The organism is Saltatorellus ferox (assembly GCA_007751475.1).
Classification (GTDB): Bacteria; Planctomycetota; UBA1135; order UBA1135.
The window spans coordinates 331,377-356,583 of sequence record CP036434.1 but is presented as its reverse complement, the minus strand read 5'-3'; the positions used below and the strand labels follow the sequence as shown (position 1 = coordinate 356,583).

Genomic DNA, 25,207 nt, shown 5'->3' with positions numbered 1-25,207 from the left:
GCGACCGACTACTCGCGCTCGATCGAGCAGCCGAAGGCGGCGGGTACGGACTCCATCGCCTTCAGTTTCCCTTCTTCGTGCGCCTGAAGGAGCTGATCGAGCGGACGCATCTTCCTGTTCGTCTTCTCGGTGTGTCCGCCCACGTAGACGAGGACGCCGCGCCCGTCGATCACGAACATGTGGGGCGTGACCTTCGCGCCGAAGGCCTCCATCAGCTTGGCGTCAGGGTCCAGCGCGACCATGAGGTCGTCGTAGCCCCATTCCGCCAGCTTCTTCGCGGTACGATCCCCGGTCGACTCGTGGCCGATCGAGGCGGAGTTCACGAACATCCAGCGCGCTCCCGCGGCGGTCCACGCCTCGGGAGCATCGGCGAGCGCGCCCCCTGTCTGGTGCGCGGCCTGAACCACGGGACACAGCGGGTTGAACCACTCGATCACGAGCGGTGCGCCCAGGAACTGATGGGGATGGAGAATCTCTCCGTCCATCGTGCGGAACGTGAGCGGCGGCAGCGCGGCTCCCAACTTGACGCCATCCGCGTAGCGAATCGCGCATCCGGTGGCCGGCATCGACGCGCCATCGAAGGGCTCGTTCTGCGTGACGTGGGCGAGTGCTTGACTGAGGAGCTGGTTCTCCCGTCCGTCATCGGGCGCTCCAAGATAGGCGACTTTCCCCGAGGGGTCGATCAGCACCACGTACGTGGCCTTCTCGGCGCCGTAGGCGCGCCCCACCCAGCCGGTAGAGTCGAGGCCGATCGGGTAATCGATCAGGAAACTCTCCCTGGCGGCGCGGTTGGCGTCCTCTTTCGACTGGGGCGCGGACGGGTGGCTCGAATTGATGGCGATCCAGGCCATGTCCCTCCGCCCTTCACAGCGCTTCTGAAGAAGGCGTAGCGATCCCTCGGGCGAGTGCTGGCGCGTGACCATCGGGCAGTCAGGGTCGATCCACTCCAGAATCACCGCCTTACCCGCCTGCTCAGCGAGCGACCAGGGACGACCAGCCAACGTCGGAAGCGAGAACAAAGGCGCTGTCGCCCCGAGTTCGAGCACCACGGGACGCGTTTCGGCCTCCAGGATTTCAGACCCCTGCGGGCCCTCCGACTCGGAGGCTTGCGCCAGGCCGATGAACGTGGCGGGAACGACAATTGCAAAGGCGAAGGCACCAAACCTTCCCCTGCTGGTTGGGCGTGAGTTCTTCATGAACCCAAGCTTCGGCTGTCAGGCTCAAGAACGACCCAGCGCGCCATGAAGGCGAGCTAAGGTCTTTCGGAGGACCTCGGCCTCGCGCCGCCCCATGGAGTTCAGGCCAGGATTTCCCTGGCGACCTCTCCATGGACGTCGGTCAGGCGGAAATCGCGCCCCGCGTAGTTGTAGGTCAGCCGCTCGTGGTCGAGCCCCAGAAGGTGCAGGATCGTCGCGTGCCAGTCGTGGATCGACATCCGGCCCTCCACCGCCTCGATGCCGAACTCGTCGGTCGCGCCGTAAGAGAGGCCGCCTTTCACGCCGCCTCCCGCCATCCACGTCGTGAAGCCGCGGTTGTTGTGATCCCGGCCGTCCGTGCCCTGGGCGTAGGGAGTCCGACCGAATTCGCCGCCCCAGATCACGAGCGTCTCCTCGAGCATGCCGAGGCGCTGGAGGTCCGAGAGAAGCGCAGCGATCGGCTGGTCGACGGCCTTGCAGGCCTTGCCCAGCTCCTCTCGCATGTTCCGGTGCGTGTCCCAGCCGCCCGCGCTCACTTCGATGAAGCGCACCCCCGCCTGCGCGAGATGGCGCGCGGTCAGGCACTTGCGCCCGAAGCTATCCGTTTCCTCGCCGCCGATCCCGTAGAGCTCCATCGTCTTCTCGTTCTCTGCGGAAAGATCCAGGAGTTCAGGCAGCTCGGCCTGCATCCGGAACGCCAGCTCGTAGGACTCGATCACCGCTTCGATGTCGCGGTCGCCCTTCTCGCGCGACGCGTACTCGCCGTTCAGGCGCTGGACGAGATCGAGCTGCTTGCGCTGGAGCTCGACGCTCTGGCGCGGGTTCTTGATGTCCTCCACGGGCTCGCTCGCGGGCCCGAAGCGGCGGCGCCCCGCTCGATCGGAGCCGATCGGCATGCCCTGGTACGTGGCGGGCAGGAAGGCGCTGCCGTGGAGGCTCGCGCCGCCGCCGGTGGATCCGATCGTCACGAATCCCGGCAGATTCTGGTTCTCCGTCCCGAGCCCGTAGAGCGTCCACGCCCCGAGGGACGGGCGCACGAACTGGATGCTGCCGGTGTGCATCTTCGTCCGGGCCTGCTGGTGAGCCGGAAGGTCCGTGTGCATGCCGCGCAGAAGGCAAAGGCGGTCCGCGTGCTTCGCCACGTGCGGGAACAGCTCCGAGATCCAGAGCCCGCTCTTGCCGTGCTGCTGGAACGAGAAGGGGCTCCCGAGGAGCTTCGCGCCCTTGCGGTAGCCCGAGAGCGTCTTGCCGGAGTTCCGGGTCAGCTCGGGCTTGTGATCGAACGTATCGACGTGGCTCGGCGCGCCCGGCATCGAGAGGAAGATCACGCGCTTCGCCTTCGCGGGCAGCATCGGCGCCTTCGGGGCGAGCGGGCCGTCCGCTGTGGGCAGCCCCGTGGTGGCGCCGGGCGCCGCGTCGGCCAGGCCGCGCAGGGCGAGCATGCCGAAGCCACACGAGAGCGCGCGAAGCGTGTCGCGGCGGCTGAGCGCAGAACGCGCGCTGGAATCGAAGAAGTGTGTCATGGAAAGCTCCGGCGAATCAGCCGATGACGCGGAACTCCGCGCTCTGGAAGAGGGATTGGGCGAAGGCGGACCAGGCGGCGCGCTCGGGGTCTTCGATCGCGGCCGGTGCGCCGCCGTAGGTCTTGCGAAGCTCTTCTTCGCGCGCCCGCTTGCGCTCCCGCAGTCGACGGGCGCGCCGCGACTTTTCATCGTCCGCCTTCCTGTCGGCGCCGGACACGGGCGTCTCTTTTTGCCTGGCTTCCTTCTCGACCGACCGTGCGAAGTCCTTCAGGAACGCCTGCACCACCCGGGACTCCTCCCGCGAGGGCTTCCGGCCATAGGCCAGCTCGAAGGCCATCGTCACGCGATCCGCGTCGCTGCCCTTTCGCGCCAGCAGGCGATCTGCGAACGCATCCGCCAGCCTCAGCACCTCGCCATCGTTCATCAGGAAGAGCGCCTGGGTCGCCACCGTCGTCTCGTCGCGGTCGCCGGTCACGAACTCAGGGTCGGGAGCGTCGAACGCCTCCAGCGTGTCGACGAGCTGACCGCGCGGACTCGGCAGATACACCGAGCGCACCGGCATCTCGCGCATCAGGACGGCGAGCGACTGGTCCTCCCGAAGGAGCCCTTCGAAGGTCCCGAGCGGCGAACCGACGGGGCGTTCCGGGGACAGAGTGCCCGCGATCACGAGCATCGCGTCGCGCAGCGCTTCGGACTCCATCCGGCGCTCGGGCATGCGCCAGAGCCACACGACATCGGGGTCGATCTTCTCGTTCGCGCGATCTCCGGTCGAGTCGAGGCGATAGGCGCGCGACAGGACGAGCTCGCGGATGAGCGCCTTCGTGGACCAACCCTGGGCCACGAGTTCGGACGCGAGCCAGTCGACCAGCTCGGGGTGCGACGGCGCTTGACCGGCGAACCCGAAGTTGTCGGGGGTCGGCACGAGGCCTTTGCCGAAGAGGTGCAGCCAGACCCGGTTCGCCCAGACGCGCGGCGTGAGCGGGTTGTCGTCGCTCGCGAGCCAGGCGCCGAGTTCGGCGCGACCGCTACCTTCCCGGACGATCCCGTCGCCCGCTCCGTTCCGGAACACCTGGGGGATGCCGCGTGCCACGACCTCGCCGGGCCGGTCGAGCTCGCCGCGCTCGAGCACGGCGATGTCCCGCGGTTCACCCTCGGAGACCCCCATGGCCAGCCGGTTCGAGGGCAGCGCCTTCCCGCGATCGTCGAACCGCGAAAGGAGGTCCTCCAGCAGTCCCAGCTGGTCCTGACGGATGCGGCGCTGAAGCGCGCTGATCTGATCCGCCGTGAGCATGCCCTCCTCTTTCTTCATCATCTGCTCGTCCACCTGATCGGCGAGGCGCTCGGCGCCGCGATCGAGGAACTGAAGCAGAAGCGGACTCATGGTGGGACCGTTCGGAACGCTGGCCCCGCTCGGCAGCTCGAGAAGATCCGAGCCCTGTCGGTTGGCGGCGGAAGCGCGCGTGCCGAAGTGGGTCTCGGTGCTCAGCATGATCCCGGCCAGGGAGTAGTAGTCCTCCGTGGGAACAGGATCGAACTTGTGATCGTGACAGCGTGCACAGGACAGCGTCATGCCGAGCATGCCCTGGGAGAACGCGTCGATCTGCTCGTCCACGAGGTCGAGCTGGAATCGAATCTTGTCGCGGTTCGCGTGGCCCTTGGCCCCCAGCGCGAGGTAGCCCGTGGCGATCTGATTCCACGCGCGCTCGTCGTCGTCGGCCGCAGGCGCAAGATCGCCAGCGATTTGCAGCTGGAGAAACTCGTTGTAGGGCATGTCCTGCCGGAAGGCCTCGAGCACCCAGTCGCGGTAGCGCCACGCGTGGGGATACACGATGTTGCGCTCCTTGCCGCTCGACTCGGCGTAGCGGGCCACGTCGAGCCAGTGCCGACCCCAGCGCTCGGCGTAGTCGTCCGAGGCCAGCAAGCGGTCGACGACGTGTGCATCGCGCTCCGGTGACTCGTCGGCCTCGTAGGCGGCGATCGCCTCGAGCGTCGGCGGGAGCCCCGTGAGATCGAACGTCACGCGGCGCAGCCAGGTTCGATCGTCCGCATCTCCCACGGGCTCGACGCCCGCGGCTCGCATGGCGTGGATCAGGAAACGATCGACTTCGTTCCGCGACCAGTCGTCTTCTTTCACGGCCACCGGCTCTGCGCGGACCACGGGGCGCAGCGACCAGAACTGGCGGCCAGCCTCCAGGTCGATCTCGCGGTTGAGGCTCTTCGACGGGACCTCGTCCGCAGCGGAACCGGTCGAGCCGCTGCCCGACATCTCGACCATCTCCGGTTCGGCTTCCTCCGGCCAGGGCGCCCCCATGCGAACCCAGGCTTCGAGGTCAGTGATCGCCTCGTCGGAGAGCTTCGTCTTCGGCGGCATCGAGAACATCGGGTCCCCGTAGCGAATCGCTTCGATGAACGCGGACGCCTCGACGTCGCCAGGAACGAGCGCGGGCCCCGTGGCGCCACCGTCGAGGAAACCAGCGCGGGAGTCGAGGCTCAGACCGCCCTTGGCGCGCCCGCCCGTCGAGTGGCAGCTGAAGCACTCGTTCGCGAGCACCGGCCGCACCCGCGTCTCGAAAAACTTGATCTGTTCGGGGGTCGCCGGGCCGGCGCCCGCTGTCGCCGCCGCCGAGGCGCCCACCTGGGCGTCTTGACCCTTCGCTCTCGACGTCACCTCTGGCTTGCCTTTCTTCGCGCCAGCAGCCGATCCTGCGGCGATCCTAGCCTCGATATCCGCCAGCGTGAGCCAGCCATCGCCGTCGAGGTCCAGCCTCTTCCAGGCACGCGCCCGTCCGCCAAACTCCGCCTCGGAGATCTTCCCGTTGAGGTCCTTGTCGAAGCGCCGCTTCAGCGCCTCGAAGGCGCGAGCGGGATCTCGATCCTGCTCCTGCCCCAGGCTGAGATCCGCCAGGTGGACGGAAAGGATCACGGCCGAGGCGGCGAGGATCAGAGCGGGTGCGTTGGGCTTCATGGGCGTTGGGGTGCGGTCCTGCCCCTTCTTTCGGCAGAGAGGGCGTTCTGCCCTTCTCTAACCTCGGCCGGGCGAGCAGGTTCCGCAGCAAATCCAGCCCAGGCTGGAACATGTGGCAGAGCGCAGCCTGGAGCGCAGGCCGCTTATTGGGTCATCGAACGCAGGCTCTCTTCCAGCCGCACCACGTCCGGATGCTCCGGGGGCAGCTTCTTCCGCCTCATCGCGAGCGCCTCCTCCAGGTAGGGTCGCGCCGCGTCGTTCTGGCCGCGGCGCAGGAGGGCCGACCCCATGAAGGCGATCGGTCGAGCGATGTCGAGGTGCCCGGCGGGGAGGACGGCGCGGTAGGTCTCGATCGATCGCGAGAGGTGCCCATCCGCCTCCGCGGATCTCCCAAGGGCATCGAGCAGCGAGCCGACAGCGTAGAGACTGCCGGCGGTCTCGCGATGCACGCCGAGCTTCGCCTCACGGCCCTCGAGGACCTTCTTCGCCAGCTCCAGGGCTTCTTCGGTCCTCCCCTGATCCTGGTAGGACATCGCCAGCGAGTTGCGGCTCGTCAGCACGGCCGGGTGGTCGCCCGGATACGTGGCCTCCCGGATCCTCAGCGCCTCCTCGAACAGGGGAACGGCCTCGTCGTACTCGCGTGCCACACGGTGCATGACGCCCATGTTCGAGAGCGTCGTGGCGATCTCCGGGTGATCCTGGGGCAGCACTCGACGCTGCATTTCGAGCGCGGCGGTGTAGTGCTGGCTCGCCTCCTCCAGCTCACCGAGCTGCACGAGGATGCCCCCGATGTTGCCGAGGTCGAGCGCCACGTAGGGGTGGTCGCCGTAGCGTTCACGCTCCCGCTCCAGGATCTCGACGTTCAGCGCGAGCGCCTTCTTCAGCAGACCTGATTCCTTGTAGAGCGCCGCGAGCGTGAACCGATCGTCGTCCACGTTCGGGTGGTCCGCGCCCAGAACTTCCGTGTCGATGCGAATCGCCTCCTCGATGGCCGCGGTTCCTTCCTGGAGGCGCCCCTGGGATTTGTGGAGTACGGCGAGCGCCCTGAGCGTTTCCGCGGCGTCCGGGTGATCTCCCTGGAAGAGTTCGCGCTGGATCCTCGCGGCCTCCAGCAGGAGTTCCTCCGCAGCCTCGAAGTCAGCGTGCGCCTCGCGATGGCGTGCTTCGAGCACCATCGCGGCCACCTGCTCTCGGACGTTCGTCGGCACCATGGACCCGGCCATGTGGCGGGCCGAGAGCGCCAGCTCGATCGCCTCGTCCAGCTTCCCCAGCTCGCCGAGCACGGAAGAGAGTGCGCGCGTGGCCGCTGCGACCTCGCGATGGATCGGACCATGGAGCTCGACCAGGTCCGCGAGTGCGCCGCGAAGCGTTGCCTCGGCCCGCACACCGTCGCCCTCTTGGAACTCCAGGCTTCCGATCTGAACGCGGATCGACGCCCGCTCGGCTCTTTTGGAGTCGACGTCGGAGAGCAGTGCCTCGGCCTGACGCAGGAGCTGACCCGCCTCCTTCGTGTTGCCCAGGGAGAAGTAGGCGCGCCCCATCGCGTCGAGCAGAGCCGATCGAACGCCCGCGTCCTTCTGGACGTCGTACTTGATCTGATTCGCGCCGCGATCGAGGAGACTGCGGGCCGTGATCTGTTCGCCGACCGACTCATCCGGCGCGGAGACCCGGAAGAGATCCACGAGGAAGCGGCTCACCTCGCCCGCGATCTCGGCCCGCTCGGCCGCGAGATCGCGCTGGTTCGCGGTGCGTTCCGCCTGGAGCGCCATGGTGACCGCGAATCCAACCACGAGAACGAGAAAGACGAGCGCTGCCGCGAGCCAGCCGGAGTTGCGCCGCATGAACTTCGTCGCACGGTAGCCGAGCGTGTCCGGCCGCGCGCGGACGGGCAGGCCGCCTCGGTAGCGGCGAACGTCCTCCAGCAGGAGCGCGACCGAGCCGTACCGACGCTCGGGTTCCTTCCGCAGCGCCATCGCCGCGATCGTGTCGAGATCACCGGCGAGCGCCCGGGCGTTCCGGGGGGCCACGCTGCTCATCGTCGGGGGCTGAACCTCCGTGAGGACACGTTCGATGCTGGCGGGCGTGCGGGTCGGGAAGGCGTAGGGGCGCTGTCCACTCAGGAGCTCGAACAGGATCACGCCGAGGGAGTACACGTCCGACGCCGTCGTGATCACCTCGCCGCGGCTCTGCTCGGGGCTGCCGTACTCCGGCGTGAAGAGCAGCAGTCCGGTCTGCGTGTTCAGGACGGTCCCCTCGACCTGGTCCGGCTCCAGGATCTTGGCGATGCCGAAGTCGAGGAGCTTGGGGATACCCTCGGCGGTGACGAGGATGTTGCTGGGCTTGAGATCGCGATGAACGATGAGGCTGCGGTGGAGCGCCACCACGGCCTCACACACGCGTTCGAAGAGCGCGAGGCGCTGAGCGAGGTCGAGCCCCGCGTCCTCCGCGTGGCGGATGAGGCCCTTGCCCTCCACGTACTCCATGACGAGGTACGGGAGTCCCTCCTCCGTGGCGCCACCGTCCAGGAGTGTCGCCACGTAGGGATGGTCGAGCTGGGCGAGGATGCGACGCTCCGCGCGGAACCTCACCAGGAAGGCCGCGTCGTCCAGGCCCGGACGGAGCACCTTGACCGCCACGCTCTTGTCGAAGTCCGCGCCTCCGCGCCGCGCCAGGTAGACGCGGCCCATGCCGCCAGCCCCCAGCTCCTTGATCACCTGGTACGGTCCCACTCGTTCGGGGACAGGGACCGCTGGCAGCTCGCCGCTTTCGAACCCTGTGACCTCCTTTGCGAGCGCGTCCAGGGCCCAGCTCGACTCGAACGCGCTCCCGCCGTCCTGCGCCAGGGTGCCGCCTTCTGCGTGGAGTTCGAGGAGGTCCTCCACCTCGGCGCGAAGGTCGCGGTCGTCCCCACACCGGGCTTCGAGGAAAGCCGAGCGGACAGCGCCTGCCTGCAGGCCCCGCGCCTCGTCGAAGAGGGCGGCGACCAGGGAGAACCTGTCCCGTTCTGAAGCGCCACCCGGTGTTTTCGCTGGACCGTCTTCTGCCGACATGGGGCACGAACCTACCAGACATCTCCGTCGCGGTTGTGCCAAAGTCCCGCTGGCACGGCGGGAACATCCAGGCAATCGCAGTGACCCGCCCGCGGTCCCTCGATAGCGTAGAATTCAGTGCGCCTGTGAAGCGGGTGCGCCTGTCTCACCGAAGTCCCCCAACGAGGCGCCAGCATGCTCCTGTCCACCGTTCTCCTGGCCCCATTCTTGGCCCTCGCGCAACCGGCAGCCGCACCCGTGGCCCCGGCCGCTGCGCCCACTGGCGCCCAGGTGGGCGTGCGCCGCACCGCCATCCCCATGGCGGACAGCTCCGACGGCTCGCTCGGTGGAGCGAGACCCCGGAACGCGATCGTCATTCTCCTCGACGACTGGGGCATGGACATGATGGCGATCTACGGGACGCCGGACCTCTCCGGCGCCTGTATCACGAGGCCGCCGACCCCGAACATCGACGCGCTGGCGCAGTCGGGCGTGACGTTCCTCAACGCCTGGGTGGAGCCCGTCTGCTCACCGACGCGGGCTTCGCTCCTGACCGGCCGCCAGCCTTTCCGCCACAAGATCGGACGCGTGGTCGACCAGTGCGGCTGCCCCACCACGGACGCCCTCGATCCCCAGGAGTTCACGATCCCCGAGATGCTGCGCGAGGCGGCGCTCGTCGGCCTGCTGCCTCCCTACGGCACGGCGGCCGTCGGCAAGTGGCACCTGGGCGAAGACCCCATGTCCCCGCTCATCCAGGGCTTCGACACGTTCCGCGGATCCCAGCACAACATCCGCCGCGCCGACTACCCGAACGAGACGTACTGCAGCTGGCTCAAGAACACCGACGGGAACTTCTCGATGAGCCAGACCTACTCGACGACCGACACGGTCGACGAGGCGCTCTCGTTCATTGCGGGCCAGGCCGGCGATCCGTACTTCCTCTACATGGCGATGCAGGCGCCGCACGCGCCGTATCACATCCCGCCCGCTCACCTCGCCCCGAGCTACTTCCTCGATGACGGCCAGGGTGGCTGCTTCCACGCGCAGCAGCCCAGCTGCCCGGTCCAGCCTGCGCAGTGCCTCCCCATCTCCTGCCCAGCGCCCGTTTGCCAGGAGTCATGCGACCTTCCGCTGAACGCGCCGCTGCTCGATCAGGTCGCGGCCAAGCGGCCGTACTACGAGGCGATGGTCGAGGCCACCGACACGGAGATCGGCCGACTGCTCACGGGCGTCGACCTCACGACCACGATCATCTTCCTCATGGGCGACAACGGCTCGCCGGGCGGCGTCACCTCGCGACCCTTCCTCGGCGACCGAACGATCGGCCTGCCGCCCAAGTCCAAGGGTTCGATCTACCAAGGCGGCGTCAACGTTCCTTTCATCGTGGCGGGCGCGGGCGTACGCAGCGCGCTGCCGGGTCGCCCCCAGCGAACAGAAGCGCAGATGATCCATATCGTGGACCTGTACGCCACGATCGCCGACCTCTTCGGTATCGACGCGCTGACGCTGCTCGCCATCTCGCCCAACGTGCTGGACTCGCAGTCCTTCAAGCACCTCTTGACGAAGCAGCCCGGTCGGAATCGCAAGACCCTCTTCTCCGAGGTCTTCAGCCCGAACTTCCCGACCAGCCAGGCCCCCTGCGCTCTTCAGTTCGCGCGAACGCTTCGCAATCAGCGCTACAAGCTCCTTCGATACTCCAATCCGCTGAACTGCAGCGGGCCTGCGGTCGAAGAGTTCTACGATCTCTTCACCGATCCGTTCGAGGGCATCGACCTGATGCTGTCAGGGGCTCACCTCGTGCCCGGTCCCGTCCGCAGCCAGTACCTCGCGCTCTCGGCCGAACTCGACTCGATCCCGCTGCCCTGATGACCGCGCCGTACGACCAGGATCCCACGTTCACGCGCCTGCTCCAGCGCTCACGCTCGGGAGAAGAGGCGGCCCTGGAAGAGCTCATGCCGTCCGTGTACGAGGAGCTGCGCGCTCTCGCTCGCCGCAAGCTCGGTACGGGCCGTGACGCGCTGACGCTTCAGCCAACGGCCCTCGTCAACGAGGTCTACCTGCGGCTGATCGATCAGAAGATGGCGGGGCTGGCCGACCGCTCCCATTTCCTCCAGCTCTGCGCCCGCGTGATGCGCAACATCCTCGTGGATCGCGCCCGCGCCCGTCAGTCGACGAAGCGCGACGGCGGCCAGCGCGAGGACTTCGAGGTCGCGATGGAGGTCAACGCCCTCGGCGGACGGGACGCGGTCGACGTCCTCATGTTCGACGAGGCGCTTCGTCGCCTCGCCGACTTGGACGAACGCAAGGCGCGCGTGGTCGAGCTTCGTTACTTCTCGGGCCTCACGATGGACGAGGTCGCCGTCACCCTGGACGTGTCCAAGCGAACGGCCGAGGCCGACTGGACGTTCGCACGGAGCTGGCTGAAGCGCGAGCTGCGAGACGCCTGACGACCCTCGACAAGACGGGCGATCAGCCCTCCGAGCGCGCCGCAGAGGTGCGCCGCCGCCAGGCCAAGGCCTCGCCAACAAGCACCTCCAAGCACCTCAGCGGAACGTGATGCCGAGTGCGCTGGAGAAGTTGTTGCCGACCGTTCCCATCTGTGGCGATACTGTACCTGGCGGTACTGAACCCGACCCAAAGCCGCCACGTTTCGAAACGTGGCGGCTTTGGGTCGGGTTCGGTGCCGCCAGGCGAGGACGAAGGTAGCCAAGACCTGGGCTCCAGGCTACTTTGCCTGAGTGTGGACACCCCAATTGGCAGTTCTTTCCGTTGCGACCCAGAATCTATCAGGCCGTTGAGAAAGTGGTCACTCCGACGCGAGGCGGGTGAAATCGATTTCTGGCGGGGGCGACCCTGAATTGCGGAGCGAGGATCCGAAGTGGCGCGGATCGGGTGCCAATTTCGATCAGCAGCAAGATTGCCTCGCCGATTGACGCCGCAACCTCGGTGCAGAGGCCCGCAGCCCGGGCATTGAGCCCTTTCGGGGTCCCCGCGCCGACGATCGACCGCATGACCAAGCCCAAGTTGAACGCAGCGGTATGCAAGTGATACCGCTTCATGATGTTCTCGTGGCCTCGAAGGTGAGCGCGGCGCATTGCCCCGCTCTCCAACGTGTGCGCGAACGATCGTTCGATGAACTCACCCCGCTTCCGCATCAGTGCCTTGCCTTTCTTCCGCTTCATTCGTCGGCGGTTCCCATACGTCGCATCGCGTGCCTCTTCCTTGCCATCCCAGCGGCGATCGCCTCGGTCAGGCTCGCTGATGTAGCTTCGGCATCCGGCTTCCGCGATCGCCTCCATCGTGTCATTCGAGTGGTAACCCTTGTCCGCGACGATCTCCTTTCCGACTTCCCTGGACAGCGTGTCGGACACCTCTGGATCACCGAGCACGGTGATCAGTGCCTCGAACGCCCGTGCCAACGTCCCGTAGATCGTCGTGGTGTCGCCGACAACCGCATCTTGGATGGTGGCGCCAATGATCGCTCCCGTCTCCATGTCGACTGCATGCTCGACGGCGTGAGCGAGGTGCGTGCTCCCGTCCTTCATTCGCGTGATGCGCGCTTCTGGGTCCGTAGGGCACTGCCATTCGGCGTTGGACCCCTTCTTCGGGCGCTTCTTGTCGATCTTGGCCAGGTCCTCGCGGGTTGGCGTGTCGATGCCGGACTCCTGTGCGAGGTCCGTCAGGAACTCATTGTACCCGCGCCCGTCGTCGCGCCTGACGATGCTCCGAAGAGCAGCGTTGGCTTCCATGGTGGACGAGTCCACCCCAATCGCCTTCCCTGTCAGGAGGCCCTGCTTGGCCACGATCGCAAGTGCCAAGTCGAAAGCGGCCTGGTGTGTCTCCAGATCAAGTCGGGTGCGGATTCGGCTGAGGCTGGAGTGATCCGGCGTCACCTCCTCGAGCCGGAACCCGAGGAACTCCTTCAGAGAAAGAGAGTCGGCACAACGCCAGGCGATCCCTCGTTCCGAGTCGAGCCCCTCGAAGTAGCCCACCATGAGCATCCGCATGTACACGCCAGGCGCGATGCTCGGGCGTCCCTTCTTCGCCGCGTAGAAAGGCTCGCACAGCGCTTCGACCTTGAGATCGAAGTCTGCCTCGCTCAGGAGCTCGTTGAGCTTGGTGTAGAACGGGTTGCCGGGGGCGACCGGAAGTTCGGTCGTCGGGATCCACAGCGACTCTTGCCTCTCTCTCGCGCGACGACTCATCGACATGCTCGCCCTCCTCGCACACTGCCCGCCGCCGTTCACCTCCGATCCTCAGGCCGCCCGGACTTTTTCAACGGCCTGCTAAGGTTGTTGATGTTGCCAGCCTTACTAGTGTTCCTGAGCGCTACGTTCAGGCTGTATCGCTTGGCAGTGATCGCGCATATAACTTTCTGCGCAGTTTCTCGGAGAGGGAGCCAGGAAAGATTCTCGGGAAACTTGACTGCCGTCTGAGAAGTATGGGTCACCACATCTTGGTGTGGATCGATGACTTGGATCGTCTAAATCTTGAGCATGAAGGACGGACCCCACCCGCGCTCTCAGCTTTACTCTTTCAGTTGGCTAGTCTCGACTCCTTTCGCGTCGTTGTTGCTGTTGATTCACTCATCGGAGCACTCGAAGCGACAAAACAATCCCAGGACATTGATTACCTCAGGCCTATTGAATCGTATAGATGCTACGATCTCATTGCCCAAGCGTGGGAAATGGATGTCACGAGCGCGGTGCGGGCTTGGATTGATCGACTGGAGGCAATCGGGCTTAAGGATCGGCTCTCCCTGGCAATGCTACCTGTTGGGGTCCCACTGCTCGATATCTTCATGTTGTCGGTTGGACTAAGTCGATTACCCCGCTTGCGGCGATCATTCAATTGATTATTACTCCAAGGCAACTCAAGTTCTTCGTTCGTCGGACGAGGGAGCAATGGCATGCGCTCCAAGGAGAGGTGGGCTTCGGGGATATCGCATGTCTTTCTGCCCTTGAACTCCGCGCTCCAGAGATTGTGGACTGGATCTCAAGGAACAGGCGAATGTTGCGTAGTGACCCTGAGAGAAGATTCGTTCTCAGTGAGGCTGAGATCGATGACTCCAATGGCAATAGCTCATCCGTTTTAGCCAGAGAGGCGCGGAGAGAATATTTGCAAATTCTCAAGGCGAGTGCCGCAAACGGCGCCGTCTATAGGGCGATATTGGACGGCCTGTTTGGCGATGCCTATTCGGCTGATAGCGCCCAGGGCATTCGGACAACGAGTGGGTCTCCGATCGACTTTCTCGAGGTATTCTTCGCCGGGCCAGGGCAAGCCTCGTCTGCGGCCGCGATCGAAAGAGTTGAGCAGTGGATGAAAGATGGTGGCGGACTGTTGTCACATTTGCAGGACGATCCTGCCAACCTCTCGTTGACCCTGTATTATCTGCGCTTCGTCGAAGTTGAAAAGGGGCTAGAGATACTCAAAGAAGGTATTGATTTATGCCTACATGCGATAGAGTCTCTGCCTCAGAGGCTTGCGTCGCGCTTTGCAGTACTTGAGGCGGTCGTCGACTTACCTGCATTGCAGAAAGTCGCTCGTTCTGATATCGATCCTCTGTTCACTTCCCTCCTTGAGACAATGCTAGGCCGCAGCTTCGAGGATGTCTATCAAACGCTCGTCTGCCATCATAAACTGGCGCACCCGCATGGTAACTCAGATCCGGGTTCCCTACTGGATCAGATAGCGCCTGACTTTCCTTGGGAAGGTGACGCAGTTCGGCGGGCTGTGGAGCAAGGGCATGAGTACGCGCTGCGATGGGTTCTGAATGAGCATTCCGGAGGTCACTCGTCTGCACCTCCGTCGAGCGGATTCGAAGGCTGGGAGAGACTCGCGGAGGTACTGCTAATTGAGGCTAGTCAAGGGATAGAGAGTTGCGCAAGTAGCGTCTGTGCAACACTAGAAGTGGACTCGCGTCACGATAGAGCAACTCTTCTTCTGTAATTTCGTCCGCGAGGAAGATCAGGCTTGCTCCATGGTGAGGTATTGACGGCCGGCCTCCCAATCTTCGGAGACCTCCATGGCCAGGGCAGTGACGAGCCGCAACAGCGCGGCTTCGTTCGGGAAGAGGCCAGCGACTCGCGTTCGCCTCTTGATCTCTTTGTTGAGCCTCTCGACCGCGTTCGACGTCCGGAGGCGTCGACGATGGCTGGCGGGAAATTGGAGGACAGCGAGTCCCTCGTGGATGTTTTCTTCGATCCACGCGGCGACCCTGGGCTCCGAGTCCTGGTACTTGACAACGACCGTCTTGATGATCTGCTCGGCGTCGGCCATCGTCGGCGCGTTGAAGATGGAGCGGAGGTCCTCCGCCACGTCCTTCTTCATGACGATCTTGGAGACGTAGGACTGCGCGTTGCGCTGCATGTGGCACTGGCATCGTTGCCAGGCAACGCCAGGGAAGACGGATGCGAGAGCGGCCTTGATGCCGGGGTGGTCGTCACTGGTGAAGAGGCGCACACCATGCAGTCCACGGAGGACGAGCGACTGCAGGAACTCCCGCCAGTGGACCTCAGCTTCGGAGGTGGCAACGCTGACGCCGACGATCGATCGCTTCCCGTCCTCTCGTACCGCCATGGCGACGAGAACAGCCGCCGTGACCACGGAGCCGCCGATCCTCACCTTCTCGTAGCGTGCATCGAGCACGAGGTAGGGACAGGCGCCGATGGGGCGACTCCTCCACGAGGAGATCTCTTCGTCGAGGAGCTGAGTCGCGCGTGAGACTTGAGAAGATGTGATCTTGAGCCCGCAGAGCTCCTCAGTGACCCTCTGAACGCGGCGTGTCGAGACGCCGTTGATGTACATTTCTGCGATCGCGAGCTTGAGAGCCCTCTCGCCACGTTCTCCTCGCTCGAGGGCGTTCGGATAGAAGCGCTCTCCGCCCTCGGCGGCTTCCCGAACCTGCGGGATGCGCAGCTCGAGCTCGCCGACACGAGACGCGACGCGCTTGGGCTTGAACCCGTTCGCGTACCCGCGCCTGGACTCTGCGCGTTCGTACGGCGCGGCGTTCAGGTAGTCGGAACGTTCGATCAGCATGGCTTCGTTGAGCAGGATCTGGATCGCCTCAGCGAGACGGTCGAAACCGTGCTCAGTCAGAAGTTCCAGGACGAGGGAGATCTTGTTAGCGTCGGCTTCGTGGTGAGGCATCGTTGGTCGAGTGGGGTTGTGGTTAACACCACGAAAGCCAACGATGGCCTCCCACGCAACCGGCACGTGACGAATCGGCCCCTCAGGGGTGAGGGCCGATCCCTCACGCGCCTTGCAGGTTCAGATGGTCAGTCGAGCCGAAGCCGAAATTACAGAACAAGTGATACACCCCCCGCGTCACCATGAAGCTAAGGGGAAGTGGTCGTACGACATAGTGGCCGCAGATGCTCTATACGGACACGCACAATTAAGGGAAGTCGTGTCGGCGGTAACGGAAGATGATCTAGATGCTTGGTCGTCGCAGATGAAGCAGCGTTGGCGGGATCTTGGCGACGCTCTGTCGGGCTGACTGACGGTGATTTTCGTCCGGTGACCGCAACCGGATAGGAACTCCAAGCGGTGTGTCGACACGCCAGTCACCGTAGCCTGGGGCCCGATTCACCGCTACCCCCATCCTCACCGGCCACTCGGGAGCGCCCGAGCGGCCATCGGGCTCTTCGCTGAGCCGAACTCGCCCGATTTCGCCCCCTCCGACGAGCGCCACCGGTTCGCTTCACCACGACCTGCAGCCAGCACCCTCCCCAAGAGTGCTGGCTGATCTCATGTCACCGAGCCCGGTGACCCACGCGCCGCTCTTCCGCAGCGCCCTACTCCCCGAAGTCCAGCCGCCCCGTGAAATAGACACGGCCGAGGCGGCATCGGTATTCGGACCTCGGGCTCTGCCGGTGCGGAACGACTCGGCCCCGGCGATGACGGGGCTCCCCCACCGGGCGAATCGGATGACCTCCTCGCCGCCGCTCTCACCCCCTCCAGCACCTTCCGCGCTGTCTCCGGATCTGTGATCACGGAGATCATGTGCCTGCGGCCCCGGCAGCGCGGGCAGCTGAGAACATCTTCCGAAAACACCCGCTTCAGAAGATCTGCCCAGCGGATGTACCTCTGGTCCTTCGACGGCTCCCCCGCACTCTTCGAGCCGTCTTCATCGGCGACGTCCACATCCTTCGGCTCCTTCCGAACCACGGGACGCGGCACCACTTGATCACGCAATGATGAGGCCGGGGCCAGCACTCCCTGATACGTCAGCTGATGCTCGCGCGGATGCGGCGCGAGCGCCGCCAGTCGAGCCATGAACTGGTACGGCGTCATGACGAAGCCCTTGGTCCCATCACGCCAGGCTTTGCGCAGCAGCCACGAGACCATCCCATCGGGACGGACATCGAAGCGTTCCAGACTGATGGCGGGTCTGGTCACGTAGCGGCAGAGCTTCTCCAGTTGCGCCCGCTGACCCTTCCGGATCAGCGTCGCCGCATGCAACGAGAACCCGTCAGCATTCATCACCAGTGGAGGCGGCACGTACTGGCTCCCCCAACCCGACGACTGGAACGCAAGGCCGAGATCAGGGTCGATGAGGCGCTTCAGCGGGCGGCCTGCGGCCTCTCCGAACGGAATCAGCGACTTCACCGATGCCGCTTTCAGGCCTGGGAAGAAGGAACCCTCACGCGCATCCCCGAAGTCGAGCAGCGGTGACTCATCCGCGCCCCCGTCCGCGTATTCCCAAGGGGGTTCGTCCCCTTTGCGTAGGGGCAGACCGAGTGCGATTGGGTCGAGGGAGAAGCGCTTCAGCACGCGACGGATGCGCGCGATCGCGTCGCCGTGCACACGCTCGACCTCCGCCGACGTGAGAGGATCTGCGGGCAGAAAGACGGGAGACTCGAAAGCGCTGCGCGTGACGTACACACCGTCCAGGTAGAGGGAGTGGAAGTGAACATTTAATCCCAACGAAGATTCAAAACGCTGCGTCGAATTCACGGCGCCAACGTCGAGCCGGAGAGCTGATCGGGGAGGAGCGCTGGGAGGAGGGCAAGGCCCTCTGCCTCAGGCTGTTCGAGCGCGGCAGCGAGGAGCTGGCGCGCCACGGCCTGCTGCTCGCGGACACCAAGTTCGAGCTGGGCGTGCGCGACGGGAAGACGCTGCTGATCGACGAGGCGCTGACGCCCGATTCGTCGCGGATGTGGGCGAAGGCCGACTATCGGACCGGGATCAGCCCGCCGAGCTACGACAAGCAGATCCTGCGCGACTGGCTGGAGACCCTGGACTGGAACAAGGAGTACCCGGCGCCGGAGCTGGATCCCGAGGTCGTCGCGCGCGTGGCGGAGCGGTACCTGGAAGTCTGTGAGATGATCACGGGGTCGCGTCCGGACTGATCGGTACGGACCCCGTGGCGCTTCACCTCAGCGTCACCCTCACCGCCGGTCCGGTCCCGAAACCGCTGCCATCTCGGTAGATGTACTGCCAGCCCCAGGTGTCCCCCGGAACGTGCGCGGGACCCTGGAAAGCGGTGGACGGCAGAGCGGCCCAGGCGTTCCCCTGGGCGTCCGCCTGGAACGCGGGATAGCGTCCGAACGCGGAGATGGGACCCGAGCCGATGCACAGGCCGTAGAGTCCGAACGGACCGACCGGCTGCGGTGTCCTCGCGACGGCCAGGAAGCCGAAGCTGTTCGCGGGAAGACCGCGAACGGAAGCCGCGAGGTCCGTCGTGGGATGGAACTCGGTGCCGATGACCTCGAGCGACGCGATCGAGCCGGACGTGTTCGGCTGCACCGGCACGCAATCGGTCGAGCCCCTGATCTCGGTGGCATCCAGGATGCCGTTCAGGTTTCGATCGAGGAGCGGGTCGAGAGCGATCTCGAAGCCGTCGTACTCGCAGTTCGCGTTCCGATCGTCGTCAGCGCCAAGCAGGCTCCAAAACCGAACGATCGACGGCTGAGTGGAGCCGATCAGCCTGACCGTCGCAGCGAGCGCGCCTCCGCCGTAGTCGAATTCCACCAGGGAGTCCTGGGGCGAAGCGCCAGTCCGAAAGCAGAGGCTCCCCTCCAGACGGGGCACGTCCCCTGCACCCACGCGAATCACCGCCAGTCCAGGCTCGAGTCCCGAGGTCGATGACGTGCAACCGTTGAACCGCGACGGCGCAACGAGGGTCCCTCGATCGAAGGCGCCTGACTCCGTGATCACCCTGGGATAGGGCAGATCCGAGTAGAGCATCACGCCGTCGAAAATGGAGCGTGTCGGCAAACCGTCCTGCGAAACGCGCCAGAAGCCGATGCCAGCCGCCGTGTTGGTTCCCGGCTGCCAGACCACCTGGGCCCAGCGCCCACTGGCAAAGAAAGCCGGCTCGAACCACGGGTCCAAATAGTAGCCACCCGCGTTGGGAGCGTTGGACTCCCTCACCCAGCTCCCCGCTGCCTGACGGCGATAGGTCTCCAGGCCCCATCCCCGCGCGTTGCTGACGAGGCGATCGCCTTCCAGGTCAAACTCCGTGGTGAAGTTCAGCACGCTGCCAGGATCCTCTTGGATCACCCCGTCGAGCACCCACCCGGAAGGAGCATCGGCCCAGATTTCGATCCGGGCGGCCGTGTCGACCCCCATGGCGACGCGCTCGCCGGAGAGCCGCACGTGTTCGATCCGATGGGTCGCGGACGGCACGATGTCGTCGATCGCCCATGCTCCCGACGCGTCACGCTCCAATATCACGAGGCTCCGCTGGCCGGAGTCGAAGATGGCGAAGGCAGCGCGATCTCCGTCCAGATCGAACGTTCTCCCGAAGCCAGAAGAAGGTGAGAGACGCCCCGGGAGAGTGATCGACGATTGCGCCGCCCAGAGGAGGTTCTGCGGGGCTGCCTCGTAGGTATCGATATGGACGGACGGTGCTCCCGCCGCATCCACGCTTTCCCCCAGGGTCAGGGCACGCGGCCCCGCGACCCGGACCAAGCGCAGGGAGTAGCCCGGCACGGACGACGAGAGCGGAACCACATCCTGGGGCGAGCCCAGGCAAGGGGGCGCTTGCGGGACGGGGACGAGCAGCAGCAGGGGGGCGAAGGTCAGCATGGCAAATGCAAGCTCAAGGGAAATCGGATCGGGAGGACTCCGATCGATGTAGCCGAGGCCCCTCGGGTGGTCACACCCCCGCCAGGCGGCTCATTCCCACGGCATCGCGTACATCTGCGGCTCGATATCCGTGATCAGACGGATAGGAACTCCAAGCGGTGTGTCGACACGCCAGTCACCGTAGCCTGGGGCCCGATTCACCGCTACCCCCATCCTCACCGGCCACGCGGGAGCGCCCGGGCAGCCATCGGGCTCTTCGCTGAGCCGAACTCGCCCGATTTCGCCCCCTCCGATGAGCACCACCGGTTCGCTTCACCACGACCTGCAGCCAGCACCCTCCCCAAGAGTGCTGGCTGATCTCATATCGCCGGGCCCGATGGCCCGCGCGCCGCTCTTCCGCAGCACCCTACGTCCCGAAGTCCAGCCGCCCCTGCCGAGGCGGCATCGGTATTCGGACCTCGGGCTCTGCCGGTGGGGAACGACTCGGCCCCGGCGATGACGGGGCTCCCCCACCGGGCGAATCGGATGACCTCCTCGCCGCCGCTCTCACCCCCTCCAGCACCTTCCGCGCTGTCTCCGGATCTGTGATCACGGAGATCATGTGCCGACGCCCGCGGCAGCGCGGGCAGCTGAGAACATCTTCCGAAAACACCCGCTTCAGAAGAACTGCCCAGCGGATGTACCTCTGGTCCTTCGACGGCTCCCCCGCACTCTTCGCGGCGTCTTCATCGGCGACGTCCACATCCTTCGGCTCCTTCCGAACCACCGGACGCGGCACCACCAGATCACGCAATGATGAGGCCGGGGCCAGCACTCCCTGATACGTCAGCTGATGCTCGCGCGGATGCGGCGCGAGCGCCGCCAGTCGAGCCATGAACTGATACGGCGTCATGAAGAAGCCTTTGGTCCCATCACGCCAGGCTTTACGCAGCAGCCACGAGACCATCCCATCGGGACGGACATCGAAGCGTTCCAGACTGATGGCGGGTCTGGTCACGTAGCGGCAGAGCTTCTCCAGTTGCGCCCGCTGACCCTTCCGGATCAGCGTCGCCGCATGCAACGAGAACCCGTCAGCATTCACCACGAGTGGAGGCGGCACGTACTGGCTCCCCCAACCCGACGACTGGAACGCAAGGCCGAGATCAGGGTCGATGAGGCGCTTCAGCGGCTGCCCAGCACCAGGACCGAAAGGCACCAGTGACTTCAGAAGGTGGCGCGGGGACTCGCACGGTCCCGACGGCGCTATGAGGAGCTGTTCCATCAGGATCAGATCGGCGCGGAGGATCTCGCGATGGCGGCGTGCGCCGTCGATTTGATGGAAGCGGGTGAATTTCATCGACGGGTGACTTCGCGAGTTCGGGCGCTGCTTCGTACCGCCGAGGCCCGTGGTGACGCGGACCCGGCCGTGCTGCAGACGCTGCGCGAACGCGTGGCAACGATCGAGCGAGATTCGGAAGTGCGTGCGTGAGGCACGCTAGGGGCACGGTCGGGTGCCGCGCTGGCTTCACGGGTCTTCTGGCGCGCTTCCCATCGGACTTCCCATGGTCGCCGCGACTGAAGTAGGCTCTTCGAGATGAAGATCGCCGGTATCAACTTCGACCACATGCACATGGGGGATAACCTTCGCTTCGCCCATGAGCATCCAGGCGTCGAGCTCGTGGCCGTCTGCGACGCGGAGCCGGCTCGGATGCGGTCCGTCATCGAGGCTCTCTCCATTCCAGCGGCACGGACCTACTCCGACGCACGGAAGTGCATCGAAGAGACGGATCCTGACCTCATCATCCTGTGCCCTTCCACGGGAACCCACGCGGAGTGGATCGAACGGGTCGCGCCCTACGGGAAGGCCGTGATGCTCGAGAAGCCCTTTGCCGCCAGTCTCGAGGAGGCGGACCGGATGATCCATGCCATGGAGCGAGCGAGGGCGCCCTTCGCGATTAACTGGCCGCTCGTCTGGCATCCGCCGCACGTGACGGCGAGGCGCCTGATCCAGGACGGAACGATCGGAGCGGTCACACACGTGAACCACTACGGCGGCAATCGCGGACCGCTCTTCCATCTCGAGGACAAGCGCGAGACGACCGACGCCTTTCGCGCGGAACAGAAGGCGTCGAGCTGGTTCTACCGGCGCGATGCGGGCGGCGGATCTCTGCTCGACTACCTGGGCTACGGAGCGACCCTCGGGACCTGGTTCCTGGAAGGACGCGTGCCACTCGAAGTGACCTGCGTGACCCACGTGCCAGAAGGCCTCGAGGTGGACGAGCACTCGATCACCGTCGCCCGCTACGCGCAAGGTCTCTGTCGGTTCGAGACCCGGTGGGGAACCTTCAGTGATCCCTGGACGCACCAGCCGCAGCCGAAGTGCGGTTTAGAGATCGTCGGTGAGCACGGCACGATCAGCTCGTACGACCACGAGGCGACGGTACGAGTGCAGACTCGCGACCGCCCAGAGGGGATAGCCCTTCCTCTGGACCGCCTAAAGGCGCCGTACCAGAACCCTGTGCAGTACCTTTTGCACTGCCTCGAGCACGACCTCCCGATCGAAGGTCCACTCTCGCCCTCGATGTCGAGGATCGGCCAGCGGATCGTGGATACGGCCGTGCTGAGCGCCCGCGAGAAGCGGACTCTCCCGCTGGTCGACCGCGTGATGTCTTGAGATCGAAGGTCGGGGCAACGGGGGCCCGCTTGCCGAAGGCCCGAAGATGACACGGTGAGCGAACCCGAGAAGCGGGCGGAGGCCTTCGTCTGACGCAGCCAGGGCGTTGTTCGGGCGTCCTGGTGGCTCTATTCCGTGAACATTGTGGGTAGGGTGTGGCGACCTCTGGATCGATCCCCCCATGCGCCTCGCAGCAAGAGGGCAGCCCCGAAGAGGCAGGCGGCTCCGTGGTAGTGCCAGTTGATGCGTGGCGGGCCACCCTGGAACTCCGCTACCACCCAGAGTCCCGACACGACGAACACGAGTCCGGCGCCGACGAAGCAGAGCACCTGCGACCCGGTCCGCCGCCGCGTCAGGCTGGAGAGGATCGGCAGGGCCACACCCGTCAGGGTGAGGGCAAGCGCTGGGATCCGAAGCCCGGCCAGCTCGAAGTCAGTTGGACCGAACGGTGTCAGCAGGCCGAGGACGACATAAGCCAGCGCGAACAGCACGGCGCAGAAGCCGGTGAGGCCCCGCCGGGGATCGCTGGAGTCCTTGGACATGCTCCTCTGCATCGGCAAGATCGCCAGGGGGCTTGAGTGAGAAACGTACACCGAACCCGATTCGCTGACGGATATAACCTCATCCAACGTGAGGGGGTCCGCGGGCAGGAACACGGAAGTAGCCGCAAGTGCTCCGTGTCGTCGAAGCAGAGATCCTCAGCCGCTGTGGAGTCCTTCTGCTTCAAGATAGACCGTGCCAGAGGACTCGTGCTCATTCTTCATGAACCAGTCCGGCTCGTAGGGCTCTGACGGATTCTCCTCGACGGCACCCGTTCTGAACCGTGCTCCACTGCTGAAGACCAGCTCAAGGTCACCGGACCTGGTAAGCTCGGCGTGCTCGAGGACAGATCCCAGCAGCTGGCTCTGGACGTACTCACGAGTCACGGCTCGGCTGGATCTGAGGGCCGCCGATTCTGCGTCGGAAATGAACCATTCATAGCCAAGAAAGGCTGACAGCTGCGTGATGGTCTGTCCCTTTCTGCCGAGTCGGTTCGGCGTGCCGAGGTCCACCATGAGCGTCATTCCGACGCTGAAGTGTACGCGCGTGACAGGGGCATCTGAGGAAGCATCCGCAAACCGCCCCAGCCACTCACGTACATCTGTGTCGCTCATGCTCAATCAAATATCCTCGGCCAGTTCTCATTGCCACAGAGTTCCTTCCAGATCTCACGGGCAGTCTCTTTCAGTTCCCCTTTGGTGCGATCTCCACCCCAATCCTTGTCATCGTGACGGATAGGACTTCCAAGCGGGGTTTCGACACCCCAGTCACCGTATCCCGAGGCCCGATTCTTCGCTAACCCCATCCTCGCGGGCCACGCGGAAGCGCCCTGACGGCCGGCGGGCTCTTCGCTGAGCCGAACTCGCCCGATTTCCCCCTCTCCGAACGGCACCACCGGTTCGCTTCACCACGACCTTCAGCCAGCACCCTCCGCGAGAGTGCTGGCTGATCTCATTTCACCGAGCCCGATGGCCCGCGCGCCGCTCTTCCGCAGCGTCCTAGTTCCTGAAGTCCAGCCGCCCTTGCCGAGGTGGCATCGGTATTCGGACTTCGGACTCTGCTGGTGGTGAGCGGCTCGGCCCTGGCGATGACGGGTCTCCCCCACCCAATGAGCCGGATGATCTCCTCGCCGCCGCTCTCACCCACTCCAACACCTTCCGCGCTGTCTCCCGATCTGTGATCACGGAGATCATGTGCCGACGCCCGCGGCAGCGCGGACATCTCAAAACGTCTTCTCCGAAAACTCTCTTCAGAAGATCCGCCCAGCAAATATATCTCTGACTCTTCGGTGGCTCCCCCAAACCCATCGAGACGTCTTCATCGGCGACGTCGACATCCTTCGGCTCCTTCCGAACCACCGGCCGCGGCACGACCTGATCGCGCAATGGCGAAGCAGGTGCAAGCACGCCCTGATACGTCAGCTGGTGCTCACGCGGATGCGGCACGATCGCCGCAAGCCGCGCGAGGAACTGGTAGGGCGCCATGACGAATCCCTTGGTTCCATCTCTCCATGGCTTGCGTAGCAGCCACGAGACCATCCCATCGGGACGCACCTCAAGACGCTCGAGGCTGATCGCGGGCCTCCTCACATAGCGGCAGAGCTTCTCCAGCTGCGCCCGCTGGCCCTTGCGGATCAGCGTCGCCGCGTGCAACGAGAACCCACCTGCGTTTACCACCAGCGGAGGCGGCACGTACTGACTCCCCCAACCCGACGACTGGAATGCCCTGGCAAGATCAGGGTCGATGAGGCGTTTGAGCGGCTGCCCAGCACCTGGGCCGAAGGGCACCAGCGACTTCACCGAGGCCGCCTTCAGGGCTGGAAAGAACGCATCATCACGCGCGTCGCCAAAGTCGAGAAGCTGCTGCTCATGCTCACTCGAATCCGCGAACTCAGCAGGTGCCTCGTCGCCTGCGCGCGGCGGAAGGCCGAGCGCAATAGGATCCAGACCATAGCGCTCCAGCACGCGACGGATACGCTTGATCACGTCACCGTGGACACGTTCGACCTCATCCGACTTGAGGGGGCCCGTGGACGGATAGGAACTCCAAGCGGTGTGTCGACACGCCAGTCGCCGTAGCCTGGGGCCCGATTCACCGCTACCCCCATCCTCACCGGCCACTCGGGAGCGCCCGAGCGGCCATCGGCCTCTTCGGTGAGCGGAAATCGCCCGATTTCCCCCTCTCCGAACGGCACCACCGGTTCGCTTCACCACGACCTGCAGCCAGCACCCTCCCCAAGGCGCTGGCTGTTCTTATTTCACCGAGCC

The 25,207-nt window shown here is 65.1% G+C and carries 18 protein-coding genes; 6 read left to right on the top strand and 12 right to left on the bottom strand.

Going from position 1 to position 25,207, the window contains the following annotated elements:
* Positions 1-8: 8 nt before the first annotated feature.
* The 4 genes from Poly30_RS01355 to Poly30_RS01340 all read right to left on the bottom strand — a co-directional run bounded on the left by Poly30_RS01355 (position 9) and on the right by Poly30_RS01340 (position 8,734).
* Positions 9-1,196: a redoxin family protein gene (locus tag Poly30_RS01355; RefSeq protein ID WP_145194228.1), complete on the bottom strand. Its 1,188-nt coding sequence runs from the start codon at positions 1,194-1,196 to the stop codon at positions 9-11.
* 101 nt (positions 1,197-1,297) lie between these two features.
* Complete coding sequence (locus Poly30_RS01350; RefSeq protein ID WP_145194227.1) at positions 1,298-2,719, bottom strand: DUF1501 domain-containing protein; 1,422 nt, start codon at positions 2,717-2,719, stop codon at positions 1,298-1,300.
* A gap of 16 nt (positions 2,720-2,735) precedes the next feature.
* Positions 2,736-5,684: a PSD1 and planctomycete cytochrome C domain-containing protein gene (locus tag Poly30_RS01345; RefSeq protein WP_145194226.1), complete on the bottom strand. Its 2,949-nt coding sequence runs from the start codon at positions 5,682-5,684 to the stop codon at positions 2,736-2,738.
* Positions 5,685-5,827: 143 nt separating this feature from the next.
* On the bottom strand, positions 5,828-8,734 hold the full coding sequence (locus tag Poly30_RS01340; protein ID WP_145194225.1) for a tetratricopeptide repeat-containing serine/threonine-protein kinase: 2,907 nt from the start codon (positions 8,732-8,734) through the stop codon (positions 5,828-5,830).
* A gap of 174 nt (positions 8,735-8,908) precedes the next feature.
* Here Poly30_RS01340 and Poly30_RS01335 point away from each other — a divergent pair, with 174 nt between their 5' ends.
* Positions 8,909-10,579: a sulfatase-like hydrolase/transferase gene (locus tag Poly30_RS01335; RefSeq protein ID WP_145194224.1), complete on the top strand. Its 1,671-nt coding sequence runs from the start codon at positions 8,909-8,911 to the stop codon at positions 10,577-10,579.
* On the top strand, positions 10,579-11,160 hold the full coding sequence (locus Poly30_RS01330; RefSeq protein ID WP_145194223.1) for an ECF-type sigma factor: 582 nt from the start codon (positions 10,579-10,581) through the stop codon (positions 11,158-11,160). The genes Poly30_RS01335 and Poly30_RS01330 overlap by 1 nt, the downstream gene beginning before the upstream one ends.
* Before the next feature lie 339 nt (positions 11,161-11,499).
* Here the strand turns inward: Poly30_RS01330 and Poly30_RS01325 are convergent, their stop codons facing one another.
* Complete coding sequence (locus tag Poly30_RS01325; RefSeq protein ID WP_419190815.1) at positions 11,500-12,918, bottom strand: transposase; 1,419 nt, start codon at positions 12,916-12,918, stop codon at positions 11,500-11,502.
* Positions 12,919-13,831: 913 nt separating this feature from the next.
* Between Poly30_RS01325 and Poly30_RS01320 the strand changes: the two genes are divergently transcribed.
* A complete protein-coding gene (locus Poly30_RS01320) occupies positions 13,832-14,662 on the top strand; it encodes a hypothetical protein (protein ID WP_145194222.1) in 831 nt (276 codons plus the stop codon).
* An 18-nt stretch (positions 14,663-14,680) separates the two neighbouring features.
* Here the strand turns inward: Poly30_RS01320 and Poly30_RS01315 are convergent, their stop codons facing one another.
* Positions 14,681-15,862 (bottom strand): IS256 family transposase, encoded by a 1,182-nt coding sequence (locus Poly30_RS01315; RefSeq protein ID WP_145194221.1) that lies wholly within the window; start codon positions 15,860-15,862, stop codon positions 14,681-14,683.
* A gap of 600 nt (positions 15,863-16,462) precedes the next feature.
* Positions 16,463-17,671, bottom strand: a complete 1,209-nt coding sequence (locus Poly30_RS01310) for a transposase (RefSeq protein ID WP_145194220.1) — start codon at positions 17,669-17,671, stop codon at positions 16,463-16,465.
* Between Poly30_RS01310 and Poly30_RS01305 the strand changes: the two genes are divergently transcribed.
* A complete protein-coding gene (locus Poly30_RS01305; protein ID WP_145194219.1) occupies positions 17,635-18,066 on the top strand; it encodes a phosphoribosylaminoimidazolesuccinocarboxamide synthase in 432 nt (143 codons plus the stop codon). The genes Poly30_RS01310 and Poly30_RS01305 overlap by 37 nt on opposite strands.
* A 22-nt stretch (positions 18,067-18,088) precedes the next feature.
* Here Poly30_RS01305 and Poly30_RS01300 read toward each other — a convergent pair whose 3' ends face one another.
* Positions 18,089-19,747, bottom strand: coding sequence for a hypothetical protein (locus Poly30_RS01300; protein ID WP_145194218.1), 1,659 nt, complete (start codon positions 19,745-19,747; stop codon positions 18,089-18,091).
* A 406-nt stretch (positions 19,748-20,153) separates the two neighbouring features.
* Positions 20,154-21,083 (bottom strand): transposase, encoded by a 930-nt coding sequence (locus tag Poly30_RS01295; RefSeq protein WP_145194217.1) that lies wholly within the window; start codon positions 21,081-21,083, stop codon positions 20,154-20,156.
* 6 nt (positions 21,084-21,089) lie between these two features.
* Here Poly30_RS01295 and Poly30_RS28015 point away from each other — a divergent pair, with 6 nt between their 5' ends.
* Together Poly30_RS28015 and Poly30_RS01290 are read left to right on the top strand one after the other, a co-directional pair.
* On the top strand, positions 21,090-21,215 hold the full coding sequence (locus Poly30_RS28015) for a hypothetical protein (RefSeq protein WP_419190814.1): 126 nt from the start codon (positions 21,090-21,092) through the stop codon (positions 21,213-21,215).
* A 105-nt stretch (positions 21,216-21,320) separates the two neighbouring features.
* On the top strand, positions 21,321-22,400 hold the full coding sequence (locus Poly30_RS01290) for a Gfo/Idh/MocA family protein (protein WP_145194216.1): 1,080 nt from the start codon (positions 21,321-21,323) through the stop codon (positions 22,398-22,400).
* Positions 22,401-22,528: 128 nt separating this feature from the next.
* Here Poly30_RS01290 and Poly30_RS01285 read toward each other — a convergent pair whose 3' ends face one another.
* The 3 genes from Poly30_RS01285 to Poly30_RS01275 form a co-directional block, all read right to left on the bottom strand.
* Entirely contained in the window at positions 22,529-22,942 is a 414-nt protein-coding gene (locus Poly30_RS01285) for a hypothetical protein (protein WP_145194215.1), read from the bottom strand.
* A gap of 156 nt (positions 22,943-23,098) precedes the next feature.
* Positions 23,099-23,554 carry a hypothetical protein gene (locus Poly30_RS01280; RefSeq protein WP_145194214.1) on the bottom strand — a complete coding sequence of 152 codons (456 nt, stop codon included), beginning with the start codon at positions 23,552-23,554 and terminating at the stop codon, positions 23,099-23,101.
* Between the two features lie 384 nt (positions 23,555-23,938).
* Positions 23,939-24,925: a transposase gene (locus tag Poly30_RS01275; protein ID WP_419190813.1), complete on the bottom strand. Its 987-nt coding sequence runs from the start codon at positions 24,923-24,925 to the stop codon at positions 23,939-23,941.
* Positions 24,926-25,207 lie beyond the last annotated feature (282 nt).